This is a genomic window from Bradyrhizobium sp. HKCCYLS1011, from assembly GCF_051167795.1.
In the GTDB taxonomy this organism is placed as follows: Bacteria; Pseudomonadota; Alphaproteobacteria; order Rhizobiales; family Xanthobacteraceae; genus Bradyrhizobium.
Window position 1 is genome coordinate 445,783 of the sequence record NZ_JBNPTT010000004.1, and the last position, 12,613, is coordinate 458,395.

Below are 12,613 nucleotides of genomic sequence, written 5' to 3' on the forward strand. Positions count from 1 at the left end.
ATGACTGACCGCTATGCCGTGATAGGCAATCCGATCGGGTTCACGAAGTCCCCCTTCATCCACGGCACGTTCGCCAAAGTGACCGGGCAGGACCTGTCCTATGAAGCAATCGAGGGTCCGATTGGAGGCTTCGCCGAACGGGTCGATCAATTTCGTGCCGAGGGTGCCAGAGGGCTGAACATCACCGCCCCGTTCAAGCTCGATGCCTTCGCCTATGCAACGGAGCTCTCGGACAGCGCAAAACAGGCCGGCGCCGTGAACTGCCTGAAGTTCGAGGGCGACCGGATCATTGCCGAGAATTTCGACGGTGTCGGCCTCGTGCGCGATATTACCGTGAATCTGGCCGTGAAGATGAAGGGCCGCCGTGTCCTGATGCTCGGCGCTGGAGGAGCCGCGCGTGGTGCGCTGCTGCCGCTCCTGCGCCAGGAGCCCTCTGAGCTGGTTCTCGTCAATCGAACGCTGTCGAAAGCTGTGGCACTGGCTGAAGAGTTTGCCGGCTGTGGTCCCCTGATTGTCAGCGGCTATGCTGAACTGGCGCACCTCGCCGAAGGCTATGACGTCGTGGTCAACGCGACCTCGGCCAGCCTGCGAGGCGAAATGCCGCCGCTTCCGGGCAATGTCTTCCAGGGTGCGGAGCTTGCGTACGAACTCGCCTACGGCAAAGGCTTGACCCCCTTTCTGCAGGCTGCCCGCGCAGCGGGCGCAGCCAAGCTGGCGGACGGCGTCGGCATGCTGGTCGAGCAAGCGGCGGAAGCCTTTGTCTGGTGGCGCGGCGTCAGGCCGAGCACGGCTGAGGTGATCGCCAAGCTAACCGTTCCCTTGACCTGACGGGCAACGAGACATGTTGGCGGTCCATCCGAAACCCAGCTTTCTCGTCGGTCTGATCGGCAGTGGCATCGCGGCGTCGCGCACCCCGCCGATGCACCAAGCCGCGGCTGACGCGGCCGGTATCCGCTATCTGTACAAGAAGATCGATCTGGCAGAGTTGAACCTTGGTGTCGAATCCCTCCCGGAATTGATCACTGCGGCAAAGTGGATGGGCTTCGATGGATTGAACGTGACCCATCCCTGCAAGCAGGCGATCCTTCCGCTGCTGGACGAGCTTTCGCCGGAGGCTGAAGCGCTCGGCGCCGTGAACACCGTGGTCATCAGGAGCGGCCGAATGACCGGCCACAACACGGACTGGTTCGGTTTCGCGGAGAATTTTCGCCGCAACATGCAAGGTGCTCCGCTCGGCCACGTCGTCCAGTTCGGGGCGGGTGGTGCAGGGGCAGCAGTTGCGTTCGCGCTCATGAAGCTTGGCGTGCAGGATCTCACGATCATAGACGTCGACGTGCCCAGGGCGCAGAGCGTGGTCGACGGGTTGTCGTCGCGATTCGAAAGGGGACGTCTGAAGGTCGGCCAGGATGTCGCAGCCGCCGTTTCTGCCGCAGACGGGATTGTGAACGCGACGCCGATCGGCATGGAGAAGTATCCAGGGACGCCGCTGCCGACTGCCCTGCTGCGTCCGGGTCTCTGGGTCGCCGAGATCGTCTACTTCCCGCTGGAAACCGCACTGCTCCGCGCAGCGCGTGCCCTTGGCTGCCGCACGGCCGATGGAGGCGGCATGGCGATCTTCCAGGGCACCGAAGCTTTTCGCCTGTTCACGGGCATCTCACCTGATCCAGACATCTTCTTTGCAACTTTCGCATCCCTGGGAGGGTAACACCCGGCCGATGGGCGAGCGGTACGCACAACGCCCGAGAGGAAACGCACGATGGGCTACACGCTCGATTTCTCGGTGGTTTGGCATGCGATGCCCGCGCTGCTGTGGGGCTGCGTGGGTACGTTGGGCCTTGCGCTTGCGGGAATGACGCTCGCAATGATGATCGGTGTGGCCGGCGTCGCGGCACGGGATTCGAAGGCGGCGTGGCTGCGTGCTCTCGTGATCGGCTTCGTCGAGATCGTGCGCAATACACCTTTCCTGGTGCAGATCTTCTTTCTGTTCTTCGCGCTGCCGCTCGTCGGATTGAAGCTCAATCCGACGGCCACCGCCGTTATTGCACTCGGTGTCAATGGCGGCGCCTACGCCATCGAGATCATCCGCGGCGGGGTACAATCTATTCATAAAGGACAGTTGGAGGCAGGCTACGCGCTCGGACTGCACAAAGGGCAGGTCTTCCGGTTCATTGTGCTCAAGCCCGCGCTTCGCGCCATCTACCCCTCGCTCACGGGGCAGTTCATCATGCTGACGCTGACCTCGTCGATCTGTTCGGCGGTGTCGGCTTACGAATTGACGTCGGTTGCTCAGCGGATCGAAAGCGACACGTTCCGCAGCTTCGAGGTCTACTTTTTCGTTACCTTCCTCTACCTCGCGATCTCCTGGCTGTTGATGCTGGGCTTCGCCGTCATCTCTTATCGCTTCTTCTCATATCCGACACGCTGAGGCGGAGATCATGGCACCGCATTTCGGCCTCCCTGAGTTCGGATTCCTGCTGCGTGGGCTGCAATGGACGATGCTGCTTACGCTGGTCGCGTTTGCGGGCGGCTGCACCGCGGGGTTGGCCGTCGCGTTGCTGCGCACCTGTGGTCACAAGGGCGTGGAGTGGGTCATCCGAATTTACATCGGGGTTTTCCAGGGCACTCCGCTGCTGCTGCAGCTTTTCGTCGTGTATTACGGATTGGCGCTGACCGGGCTGAAGCTCGACGCCTTCGTCGCGGTGGCGATCGGTTTCACGGTGAATGCCTCCGCCTTTCTTGGTGAGATTTGGCGCGGCGCGATCCAGGCCGTGCCGCGCGGCCAGACCGAGGCGGCCATGGCGCTTGGATTGCACTATTCGTCCCGTATGCGCGACGTTGTGCTCCCGCAGGCGATCCGCATCTCGCTGCCGGCAACCATCGGCTATCTCGTGCAGCTCATCAAGGGCACCTCGCTCGCCGCCATCGTCGGGTTCATCGAACTCGCGCGCGCCGGTCAAATCGTATCGAACCAGACCTTTCAGCCGTTGCTCGTCTTCGGCGTGGTCGGTGCAATGTATTTCGTTCTGTGCTGGCCACTCTCATGGTGGGGCAGCCGGATGGAGGCCAGGCTTGCCCTGGCCAATCAAAGGTAGGAACGGCGCACCTGCCCAATCAAAATACAGCCGCCGCCAAGAGGAGGAGAAAACCAATGCCACTTTCGATCACTCGCCGCCAGCTCGGAACCGCGCTACTCGCATTGGCGGCTGTCGCCACGGCGGGCAAAGTGCAGGCCGGCACGTTGGAGGACGTGAAGAAGAAGGGGGTCGTCGTTATCGGCATTCAGGGGGATAATCCTCCCTGGGGCTATGTCGATAGCTCAGGAAAGCAGGACGGCATCGACGCGGACATGGGGCGCGCATTCGCTGAATATCTCGGCGTGAAAGCCGAATTCGCGCCGCTGGCCGTAGCCAATCGTATCCCGGCACTGACCACAGGCCGAGTGGACATCCTGTTCGCGACCATGGCCATGCTGCCGGACCGCGCCAAGGCGGTGCAGTATTCCAAGCCGTATGTCGCCAATGAGATCACGCTCGTCGCCGCCAAGGCAACGCCGATCAGCAGCAATGCCGATATGGGCAAATATGTCATCGGCGTCCCGCGCTCCTCCACGCAAGATACGCAGGTCACCAACAACGCCCCGTCGGGCACCGAGATTCGCAGATTCGACGATGACGCGGCCACGGTACAGGCGCTGCTCTCTGGCCAGGTCCAGGCCGTCGGTGCGAACCTGTTCTACCCGCAGCGTCTGAACGCCGCAAAGCCGGAACTTGGATTCGAGCCCAAGCTCCACTTCACCGCTCTGTACAACGGCGCATGCACGCGCCTGGGAGAGAAGGAGTGGAACGAGACGGTCAACAAGTTCATCGACCAGATCAAGTCGGACGGCAAGTTGACCGCCTTCTATGCCAAATGGATGAAGGTGCCCGTCCCGACCTTCCCCGACTCGATCCCCGGCGTTCCGTTCACCGTCCAGTAGCCACTGCGAGCGGCCGACGCGCGGTCCGCGTTGGCCGCCGCCTGACAGCGGAGACCAGCATGCAGGATCAGATCCTGATCGAAATGAAGGGCGTGCAGAAGTGGTACGGCGGATACCAGGCTCTCCGCAACGTTGATCTCACTGTGCGGAGAGGTGAAAAGATCGTGCTGTGCGGTCCGTCCGGTTCGGGCAAGTCAACGCTGATCCGCTGTATCAACCGCCTGGAGGCGATCCAGCAGGGCAGCATCGTGGTGAACGGTCATCGGCTGGACGACAGCGTCATGGCGATCGACGTCGTACGTCAAGACGTCGGCATGGTTTTTCAGAGCTTCAATCTTTTTCCGCATATGACGGTGTTGCAGAACTGCATGCTCGCCCCCATTCGCGCGCGCCACGTCAGCAAGACCGAAGCGGAGTCGACCGCGCGAAAATACCTCGAGCGGGTCCGCATCGGCGACCAGGCCGAGAAGTATCCGGCTCAACTTTCAGGCGGTCAGCAACAACGCGTCGCGATCGCGCGCGCGCTCTGCATGCAGCCCAAGGTCATGCTGTTCGACGAGCCGACGTCCGCCCTCGACCCCGAAATGGTCAAGGAAGTGCTCGATACGATGATTGGCCTCGCCAACGACGGCATGACCATGATCTGCGTCACCCACGAGATGGGCTTTGCCCGCCAGGTTGCAGATCGCGTCATCTTCATGGCTGAAGGACAGATCATCGAAGAAGGCGCGCCCCATGCCTTCTTCCGCAATCCACAGCACGCCCGCACCAAGCAGTTCCTTGGTGAGATCCTCGCGCATCACTGAACGGAGTTACTCCTATGAGTCGTCTTGTCTATGTCCTGAACGGGCCGAATCTCAATTTGCTCGGAAAGCGTCAGCCCCACATCTATGGCCACGAGACGCTTGCGGACGTGGAGCGAGATTGTCGGGCGCTCGCCAAGGAGCTTGGCCTGGAGATTCGCTTTCATCAATCCAACAGAGAATACGAGATCATCGATTGGATTCATGAGGCGCGCGAGACGGCTGCCGGTATCGTAATGAACCCCGCGGCGTTCACCCATACCTCGGTTGCCATCCTGGATGCCTTGAACACGTTCGAGGGGACAGTGATCGAGGTGCATATTTCCAATGTGCATAAGCGCGAGGAATTCCGCCACCACTCCTTCGTCTCCAAGCGAGCTGACGGGGTGATCGCAGGCTTCGGCACTCAGGGCTATCTGCTCGGCTTGCGCCGTGTGGCTAGGCTGATTGACGAGAAGAAGGAATAACGTCGCATGAGTGCACCCGTCCGCCTGTCGGTGATGGGAGCTGGTCTCATCGGCAAACGGCACATTGAGCACATCCTCGCGCGCCCCGAGGCGATACTGTCGTCGATCGTCGATCCGATGCCGGCGGCACGAGAGTTGGCGGTATCGCTGAAAGTGGACTGGTTTCCGTCCTTGCAGGACATGCTGTCCGAGAGCCGACCAGAGGGAGTGGTTGTTGCCACCCCCAATCAGGTGCATGTGGCCAACGGTATGGATTGCATCGCTGCGGGGATCCCGGCGCTCATCGAGAAGCCGCTAGCGGATGACCTCGTCGCTGCACAGACCCTGGTCGAAGCCTCTGAGCGAGCGGGCGTGCCGCTGCTCACCGGTCATCATCGCCGCCACAACCCGATGATCCAGCGCGCCAAGGCGGAGATCGACAGCGGCCGGCTCGGCTCGATCGTGTCGGTGCACGGCATGTTCTGGCTGATCAAGCCTGACGACTATTTCGATGTGGCCTGGCGCCGCGAAAAAGGGGCGGGGCCTGTTTTCCTGAATTTGATTCACGATGTCGACCTGCTGCGGTACCTGTGTGGGGATATCGCGGCGGTACAGGCTGCCCACTCCAATCGCCTGCGTGGAAATGCGGTTGAAGAGACAGCGGTGATCATCCTGCACTTTCACTCCGGCGCACTGGGAACGGTCAATGTCTCCGACACCATCCAATCGCCTTGGAGCTGGGAATTCACGGCTGGTGAGAACCCGGCTTACAGTCATACGCCGGAGACGTGTTACCAGATCGGTGGCACGAGGGCATCGCTGGCTATTCCGCAACTCGATCTATGGCGTCACCCAAGCAAGGCCAGCTGGTGGGCGCCGATCGAACGCGAGCGGCTGAGTTACGAAACGGAAGACCCGCTCGGCCTTCAGATCGCCAATTTTTGTGGAGTTATTCGTGGTACGGCCGCGCCTGTAGTCAGCGGGCACGAGGGGCTGAAAACCCTCAGAGTGATCGATGCGGTCAAGCGCGCGGCAGAAACCGGAGATCTCGTGTCGGTATCGGGAGGCATGCTCGGGATGTCTCCATAGTTGGGGCGTTCTAGGCGCGTAAAGGCTGTTTTCGATTTTCCGCGACGGACGTCGCTTTCATTCGACAAGGTGTCGAATATTCTTCAACGTCCTTCCGTACCAGCGTACAATTCTGCCAGTGCTCGGCGTGCGAAAAACCTATGCCGTGATCGACGGCCTCGAGGGCTGTACTTATCACGTCAAATTCCCCGACCTCGACGCCACCGGCGACAGCGGGGCCGGCTCGATTGTCGCGCTGGGCAAGTTAAATGACGCGCAGGGACGGCGGCGCGTGGTGCTCGCCGTGCGTTCGGATCTCGCCATCGAGGACTAGATGACGGCCAGCGGGGCAACTTGGCTCGATCGGCAAGCGGTCTCGCGCGATCCCGTGGTGCTCGGTCAGGCGAGTTTCGGCGCAGAGGGACGTCGTTCCTCTCAAGTCAAGGCAAAATAGGGGGTCGATTCCAGGGAGAACACAAGCCCAACACCCGCTATCCACGTCTCGGGTTTCGGTCTGCCGAAAGCTGCGACATTAGCGCAATCCACACGCGAGATCGCGGCTTCACAATCTTCCCCGGCGGATCGCCCAGCGTTCATGGCTATCGCGCATCACGCGCTCGAGCGCTGCCCGTGAACCCAAGGTCCTCTCAGAAATGCAAGCGATGACGGCATTGCGATCCTCGATGGATGGTTCATCGACGATCCATGTCCGCAGTTCTTCACCGGCGAGTCTAGCCGCAATCCGATCGGGTGTCGGATCAATGTCGTGTGCGACCAAGACGTTCATCACAATCCGGCCACCCGGTGCCAAACGGGCGCGGATGGCGTCGCAGGTCTCCGCATCAAACTCTTCCGTGAACCGGAATCCCGGTCCGCCGACGTCGATCGCAATGCCATCGTAGTATCCGCGGTCGTCGAACACGAATCTTCGAAAATCGGAGACGATGCATGGCAATTCGTCCGGAAGATCGAAATACCTGTGCGCGAGCACGAAACTGATCGGGTTAATGTCGACGATGGTCAATCTCTTGCCGAGACGCCACAGCCGTGTCGCAAGATTTCCGCCGCCGCAGCCCAGGACGAGTATCTGTTCAGAGCGGGATAAGAGTTCGTCCATAAGCTTGACGTAGGTGAAGACGCTTTCACCGTCGGGCGTTGCCTGACTCTGCCTTACGCCTTCTTCGAAGTACACACGTGTTCCATCCCACGAACACTCGACGATGTCGATCTGTCCGTTCTTCCCTTGATAACGCCCCAGCAGTTTCACGGCAGGCAACTATCCCAAAGACTAGAGTATCAGAATAAATGCATTAAACATCTCTTATCATGTAGTTTGCGGGGCACCAACGATGCCGATACTGCCGGCAATGTTTCCGCGTTTGTTCGATAGAAATTCGATTGAAGTCTCCAGCTCAGTCCAGTCCGAGCTGCCATGAATTTTTCAATGATATAATTTATATCTAGATTGATGCTTGAGGTAGCAATTCGGATTGTGTAGGTATCTTCAATGAGAATCTCACCGGAGCTCGCCATTTCATGATCACGGCCAACCAACTTAGGGCCGCCCGCGCGCTTCTGAATATCGACCAGCGTCAGATGGCCGAGCTCGCTGATCTTTCAGTCCCTACCATTCAACGCATGGAAGCAAGTGACGGCGTTATCCGCGGGAATGTCGATTCCCTGGTGAAATTAGTTTCCGCGCTGGAGAATGCCGGGATCGAGTTGATCAATCCGGGAGTTGCGAGTTCGGCCGGTGGTCGAGGCGTTCGTCTCAGAGAACAACACGTCACGAAGCCGAAGATGAAGAACACGAAGCAGCCCAAGGCTTCGCCACGGACTTTAGAACGGGCGCGATGAACCTCCCCGCGTCATCCGGGAGAGGGGTTTCCCGATCGGGCGTGATGAGATTACTGAAGAGAAGTGTACTCGCAAGCGGGTTCTGACGCCTTAAAGCGCCTAGATGGCAGCTCAGGGCAACAGGAACGATTTGATCGGTATATCGCCAGCATGCTGCGAGGCGGTTGCAGGCAAACGTCACGCTTCCGATGGACGCAAATAGGAAACAAACAGCGGGCCGCTGGCTGCAAGATCAGTCTCGAAAGACGGCATGAAACAGCCTCCCCAGAGGCTTACGCCGAAGTGGCGTCTGGGGCCGCTCGATCGAGCAAGGCGAGAAGTCCCTGCAAGACCATCGTGGGGGAGGGAGGACAACCGGGAATATGAAGATCGACGGGAACTACCTGCGAGACCCCTCCCGCCACCGCATAGCTGCCGGCGAAGCAACCGCCATCGCGGGCGCAATCCCCCACGGCGACGACCCATTTCGGATTCGGGGTTGCGTGATAGGTGCGCTCCAGCGCGTCGCGCATGTTCTTCGTTACCGGTCCCGTCACCATCAGCACGTCTGCGTGCCGTGGCGAGGCCACGAACCTGAGACCGAAGCGCTCGATGTCGTAGTAGGCATTGTTCAACGCGTGGATTTCAAGTTCGCATCCATTGCAGGATCCGGCGTCGACCTCGCGTATTGAGAGACTTCGGCCGAGGTGTCGCCGCGCAGCGCGACCGACCGCTGTTGCGAGCTCGGTTACCGCGGTGTCGTCTGGCAACGGCGCCTGCTCGGTCAATGGCGGCCGGAACAGGCTTTGGAAGAGCAGCTTGCGCATTTGTGCGGTCCCTAGAGATCCTGGCCCGAATAGGAACAGTTGAACGACTTATTGCAGAGTGGAAAATCTGCCACGATATTGCCCTCGATGGCAGCTTCAAGGAGCGGCCATTGAAACCATGAGGGGTCGCGCAGATGGCATCGTTCCACCCGCCCATCCTGTAAGCGCAGCCAAATCAGAACGTCGCCGCGAAATCCCTCGACGATTGCCATGCCTTCGCGCGGCTCCGGCCGATGCGCCACACGCGTTCCGATCGAACCCTCGGGAAGGCGGTCCAATATCTGGTCGATCAGAGAGAGGCTCTGCTCAACCTCACGCACGCGGATCCAGACGCGCGCATTGACATCGCCCTCAGTCAGGACCGGTACTTCAAAGTGCAAACTGTCATATGGCGGGTAGGCCAGTGTCCGGCGAGCGTCAAAGGATCGGCCAGACGCGCGGCCGACGTAGCCTCCGGCGGCGTATTGCCTGGCCAGCGTTGGCTTGAGCACGCCGGTATCCACCGTGCGATCCTGCAGGGATGCGGTGTTGTCGTATAGTTCGACCAAAGCCGGAAAGCGCCGGCGGATGTTAGCCAGCGCCGCTCGGATGATTGCTGTCCCGTCGCCGTTCAGGTCATGGGTCACGCCACCGGGTACGACAATATCCCGCATCAACCGATGACCGAATGCTGCATTTGATGCACGCAGGACGCTCTCGCGCAACACGCCGCAGTGAGCTTGCATCAGCGCGAAAGAGGCATCGTTGCAGATCGCCCCAATGTCGCCGAGATGATTGGCGAGCCGCTCGAGCTCTGCAAGGAGAGCACGCAGCCAGATTGCACGATCCGGCACGACAAGCTGTAAGGCGGCCTCGGCCGCCCGCGAAAACGCAAAGGCATAGGCGACTGTGCTGTCGCCTGACACGCGTCCTGCGAGTTGAGCAGCTCGCTCCACACTGGCGCCAATCATGAGCCCCTCGATACCCTTGTGGGTATATCCGAGCCGCTCCTCCAAACGGACCACGGTCTCCCCGCTTGCCGTAAACCGAAAATGCCCGGGCTCGATAATCCCTGCGTGCACCGGACCGACCGCGATTTGGTGCAGGCTATCGCCCTCCGCCGGCAGAAAGCGATAGGGCGACGACGACTGCGACAGCGCGTCGATGCGATCTCCCAATGGAAAGCGTACGCCCCAATTGTTGTGATCAAGCCAGGGGCGCGAATCGGGCGAGCCGTCGGCCACCAGTCCAAACAGATCGAAGATAGCGCGTTCCAGTCGAAGCGCCGGCGGGTGGTGCTTGCCGACCGAAGGATAACTGTGATCGGGGCAGTCCAGGCTGACGGTGGCGATCTCTGCCGTATGTCCATCCATGATCGCCATGTGCACCGTTGAGAGCTCTCCCCAAAGGCCGAGCAGGCTCCAACGTCCCTGTGCCAGCTCGCTTGCCGCAAATGTCCATACCGAAGCATCGACTGCAACTCGCGGCCACGGGCTGTGTTGTTGGACCTGGCGGCCCTCAAGCATGAGATCGATCAGCGATGGCATGTCCGGCTAATCCTAAACTATCCTAAAAGGCGAGCTACATGCTGGAACCAGACGACGAGCGGCGCGGGAAGATAGATTCCCGCCATCAGAACCAGTGCAAGATGCGCAAACATCGGCACATAAGAAGCCTCGGCAGGCTTGGTGCTGCCGCGAGGTTCACCGAATGCGACGCTTGTCAGGCGCAACGTCAATGCACCGAACGCTAACAACAGCCCGAGCACCAGTACGATTGCGAGCAGGGGCTGGCGCGCGAAGGTCGAGCTCACGACCAGGAATTCGCTCATGAAAATGCCGAGCGGCGGCAAGCCGGCGATCGCGACCACGCCCGTCACCAGACCCCAGCCCAGCGCCGGATGGCTCACGGTCAAGCCCCGGATCCTGCTGATCCGCTGCGTTCCCTTGATCTGTGAGATGTGGCCGACAGCGTAGAAAATCGCCGACTTGGTGAGGCTGTGCATCACCATGTGGAGAAGCCCGGCGAAATTAGCCAGAGGCCCGCCCATCCCAAACGCAAAGACGATGATGCCCATATGTTCGATCGAGGAATAGGCGAACAGCCGCTTGATATCGCGCCGGCGGTAGAGCATGAACGCCGCGAACACGAGTGAAAGCAGCCCCATCGTCACCATCAGGGGCCCGGGAGCAATTGCCGCCGGATTTGCCGCAAGCAATATTTTGAAGCGCAACAACGCATAAAGCGCGACGTTGAGCAGCAGGCCCGACAACACGGCGGAAATCGGCGTCGGACCTTCGGCGTGGGCGTCAGGCAGCCAGGCGTGCAGTGGTGCCAGCCCGACCTTGGTGCCGTAGCCGAGAAATAAAAAGATGAAAGCGACATTCAGAAGCGCGGGATCGAAAGCTTGCGAATGTTCGACCAAGGCCGTCCAGATCATGCCGTCCTGGCCCTCGCCCACAACCGGGCGCGCCGCCATGTAGACCAGAATCGTGCCGAACAACGCGAACGCAATTCCAACGCTGCCGAGGATGAAATATTTCCATGCCGCTTCCAGAGCGGCGTGCGTCCGATAGATGCCGACCATCAGCACCGTGGTCAGGGTGGCGATCTCCACCGCCACCCACATCAGGCCGATATTGTTCGACACGAAAGCGAGGTTCATGCCGAACATCATGGTCTGGTACATGGCGTGATAGAATCGCAGGTAGACCGGGGTTAACCGGCCGGTCTCGAGTTCATGCGCGATGTAGCTCGCGCTGAAGATGCTGGTCGTAAATCCCACGAAGGTGTTGAGCACGATGAAGACGATGTTGAGGTCGTCGACCAGCACGTATGGCCCTGGCTGTGGACGCTCGATCACGAACAACAAGAGCGCCGACAGAAATGTCGCCAAGCTTGCGACGACGTTTAGCCGCGCCGTCAGCCGGTAGCCCGGCAGCATGGCCAACAACGCCGCCGAGCCGATCGGGATCAGCAGAACCGCCGCCACTGGGTCGAAGGAATGCGGGTTCATCGCCGTTCGCCCCGGTAGTCGTCGAGTGCGGAGACATCAACCGAATCGAAGCGTTCGCGGATCCGGAACAGAAAGATGCCGATGACGATGAACGCGATCAGGATCGAGAAGGCGACGCTGATCTCAACGACGAGAGGCATGCCCTTGGCGCCGGTCGCTGCCAGCACCAGTCCGTTCTCAAGCGACATGAATCCGACGACCTGACTGACGGCGTTGCGGCGCGTTACCATGACCAGAAGTCCGAGCAGCACGACCGACAAGGCAAAGGCGATATCCTCCCGCGCCAAAGGGTCTGCCTCTGCTGTCACCCGCAGGATCAGCACCATGGAGAGGGCGACGAGCCCCATCCCGGCCAGCATGGTCGGGCCGATCCCCACTGCCGACTCGATGTCGCGGTGAATCCCGAGCTGTTTGATGATGCGGTGAAGCGCGACGGGAATGACGATTGCCTTGAAGACGAGGGCGATTGCCGCGGTCACGTAGAGATGAGGTGCGTTCTGGATGAAGGCTTGCCAGGCAACGGAAAGCGCGAGCACCAGAGCGTGCAGCGCGAATACGTTGAGCAGTGAGTAAAGCCGGTCCTGATAGAGCATCATGAAGCTGATCAGGACGAGCCCGCCTGCGAGCGCATGCGAGATGTCGAATTCGAGGCTGTGCATCTG

The 12,613-nt window shown here is 60.4% G+C and carries 15 protein-coding genes; 10 read left to right on the top strand and 5 right to left on the bottom strand.

Features of this window, described 5'->3' with window-relative positions; translation table 11 throughout:
* The 9 genes from aroE to ACQR1W_RS15170 all read left to right on the top strand — a co-directional run bounded on the left by aroE (nt 1) and on the right by ACQR1W_RS15170 (nt 6,627).
* Nucleotides 1-828 carry a shikimate dehydrogenase gene (gene aroE / locus ACQR1W_RS15130; protein WP_434851504.1) on the top strand — a complete coding sequence of 276 codons (828 nt, stop codon included), beginning with the start codon at nt 1-3 and terminating at the stop codon, nt 826-828.
* 13 nt (nt 829-841) lie between these two features.
* Nucleotides 842-1,705, top strand: coding sequence for a shikimate dehydrogenase (locus ACQR1W_RS15135; RefSeq protein WP_434851505.1), 864 nt, complete (start codon nt 842-844; stop codon nt 1,703-1,705).
* Between the two features lie 51 nt (nt 1,706-1,756).
* Nucleotides 1,757-2,425 carry an amino acid ABC transporter permease gene (locus ACQR1W_RS15140; RefSeq protein ID WP_434851506.1) on the top strand — a complete coding sequence of 223 codons (669 nt, stop codon included), beginning with the start codon at nt 1,757-1,759 and terminating at the stop codon, nt 2,423-2,425.
* Between the two features lie 10 nt (nt 2,426-2,435).
* Entirely contained in the window at nt 2,436-3,092 is a 657-nt protein-coding gene (locus tag ACQR1W_RS15145) for an amino acid ABC transporter permease (protein ID WP_434851507.1), read from the top strand.
* A gap of 56 nt (nt 3,093-3,148) precedes the next feature.
* Nucleotides 3,149-3,976: a transporter substrate-binding domain-containing protein gene (locus ACQR1W_RS15150; RefSeq protein ID WP_434851508.1), complete on the top strand. Its 828-nt coding sequence runs from the start codon at nt 3,149-3,151 to the stop codon at nt 3,974-3,976.
* Nucleotides 3,977-4,035: 59 nt separating this feature from the next.
* Nucleotides 4,036-4,782, top strand: a complete 747-nt coding sequence (locus tag ACQR1W_RS15155; protein ID WP_434851509.1) for an amino acid ABC transporter ATP-binding protein — start codon at nt 4,036-4,038, stop codon at nt 4,780-4,782.
* Nucleotides 4,783-4,796: 14 nt separating this feature from the next.
* Nucleotides 4,797-5,246 (top strand): type II 3-dehydroquinate dehydratase, encoded by a 450-nt coding sequence (gene aroQ / locus ACQR1W_RS15160; protein WP_434851510.1) that lies wholly within the window; start codon nt 4,797-4,799, stop codon nt 5,244-5,246.
* Nucleotides 5,247-5,252: 6 nt separating this feature from the next.
* Entirely contained in the window at nt 5,253-6,314 is a 1,062-nt protein-coding gene (locus tag ACQR1W_RS15165) for a Gfo/Idh/MocA family protein (protein ID WP_434851511.1), read from the top strand.
* Between the two features lie 127 nt (nt 6,315-6,441).
* Entirely contained in the window at nt 6,442-6,627 is a 186-nt protein-coding gene (locus tag ACQR1W_RS15170) for a hypothetical protein (RefSeq protein ID WP_434851512.1), read from the top strand.
* 228 nt (nt 6,628-6,855) lie between these two features.
* Here the strand turns inward: ACQR1W_RS15170 and ACQR1W_RS15175 are convergent, their stop codons facing one another.
* On the bottom strand, nt 6,856-7,560 hold the full coding sequence (locus ACQR1W_RS15175) for a spermidine synthase (RefSeq protein WP_434851513.1): 705 nt from the start codon (nt 7,558-7,560) through the stop codon (nt 6,856-6,858).
* A 269-nt stretch (nt 7,561-7,829) separates the two neighbouring features.
* Here ACQR1W_RS15175 and ACQR1W_RS15180 point away from each other — a divergent pair, with 269 nt between their 5' ends.
* Entirely contained in the window at nt 7,830-8,150 is a 321-nt protein-coding gene (locus ACQR1W_RS15180; RefSeq protein ID WP_035983425.1) for a helix-turn-helix domain-containing protein, read from the top strand.
* A gap of 272 nt (nt 8,151-8,422) precedes the next feature.
* Here the strand turns inward: ACQR1W_RS15180 and ACQR1W_RS15185 are convergent, their stop codons facing one another.
* The 4 genes from ACQR1W_RS15185 to ACQR1W_RS15200 are packed head-to-tail and all read right to left on the bottom strand — an operon-like array spanning nt 8,423 to nt 12,610.
* Nucleotides 8,423-8,956: an NADH-quinone oxidoreductase subunit B family protein gene (locus tag ACQR1W_RS15185; RefSeq protein ID WP_434851514.1), complete on the bottom strand. Its 534-nt coding sequence runs from the start codon at nt 8,954-8,956 to the stop codon at nt 8,423-8,425.
* 11 nt (nt 8,957-8,967) lie between these two features.
* Nucleotides 8,968-10,482, bottom strand: coding sequence for an NADH-quinone oxidoreductase subunit C (locus ACQR1W_RS15190; RefSeq protein ID WP_434851515.1), 1,515 nt, complete (start codon nt 10,480-10,482; stop codon nt 8,968-8,970).
* Nucleotides 10,483-10,499: 17 nt separating this feature from the next.
* Nucleotides 10,500-11,951, bottom strand: a complete 1,452-nt coding sequence (locus ACQR1W_RS15195) for a hydrogenase 4 subunit F (protein WP_008973140.1) — start codon at nt 11,949-11,951, stop codon at nt 10,500-10,502.
* Nucleotides 11,948-12,610: a hydrogenase-4 component E gene (locus ACQR1W_RS15200; protein WP_035983424.1), complete on the bottom strand. Its 663-nt coding sequence runs from the start codon at nt 12,608-12,610 to the stop codon at nt 11,948-11,950. Before ACQR1W_RS15200 ends, ACQR1W_RS15195 begins: the two co-directional genes overlap by 4 nt.
* Nucleotides 12,611-12,613 lie beyond the last annotated feature (3 nt).

Bases quoted from the DNA above. Each gene is read 5' to 3' on its own strand.
- ACQR1W_RS15200 (WP_035983424.1), bottom strand. From the start codon at position 12,610: ATGCACAGCCTCGAATTCGACATCTCGCATGCGCTCGCAGGCGGGCTC.
- ACQR1W_RS15135 (WP_434851505.1), top strand. From the start codon at position 842: ATGTTGGCGGTCCATCCGAAACCCAGCTTTCTCGTCGGTCTGATCGGC.
- ACQR1W_RS15165 (WP_434851511.1), top strand. From the start codon at position 5,253: ATGAGTGCACCCGTCCGCCTGTCGGTGATGGGAGCTGGTCTCATCGGC.
- aroE (WP_434851504.1), top strand. From the start codon at position 1: ATGACTGACCGCTATGCCGTGATAGGCAATCCGATCGGGTTCACGAAG.
- ACQR1W_RS15195 (WP_008973140.1), bottom strand. From the start codon at position 11,951: ATGAACCCGCATTCCTTCGACCCAGTGGCGGCGGTTCTGCTGATCCCG.
- aroQ (WP_434851510.1), top strand. From the start codon at position 4,797: ATGAGTCGTCTTGTCTATGTCCTGAACGGGCCGAATCTCAATTTGCTC.
- ACQR1W_RS15190 (WP_434851515.1), bottom strand. From the start codon at position 10,482: ATGCCATCGCTGATCGATCTCATGCTTGAGGGCCGCCAGGTCCAACAA.
- ACQR1W_RS15140 (WP_434851506.1), top strand. From the start codon at position 1,757: ATGGGCTACACGCTCGATTTCTCGGTGGTTTGGCATGCGATGCCCGCG.
- ACQR1W_RS15180 (WP_035983425.1), top strand. From the start codon at position 7,830: ATGATCACGGCCAACCAACTTAGGGCCGCCCGCGCGCTTCTGAATATC.
- ACQR1W_RS15185 (WP_434851514.1), bottom strand. From the start codon at position 8,956: ATGCGCAAGCTGCTCTTCCAAAGCCTGTTCCGGCCGCCATTGACCGAG.
- ACQR1W_RS15155 (WP_434851509.1), top strand. From the start codon at position 4,036: ATGCAGGATCAGATCCTGATCGAAATGAAGGGCGTGCAGAAGTGGTAC.
- ACQR1W_RS15145 (WP_434851507.1), top strand. From the start codon at position 2,436: ATGGCACCGCATTTCGGCCTCCCTGAGTTCGGATTCCTGCTGCGTGGG.
- ACQR1W_RS15150 (WP_434851508.1), top strand. From the start codon at position 3,149: ATGCCACTTTCGATCACTCGCCGCCAGCTCGGAACCGCGCTACTCGCA.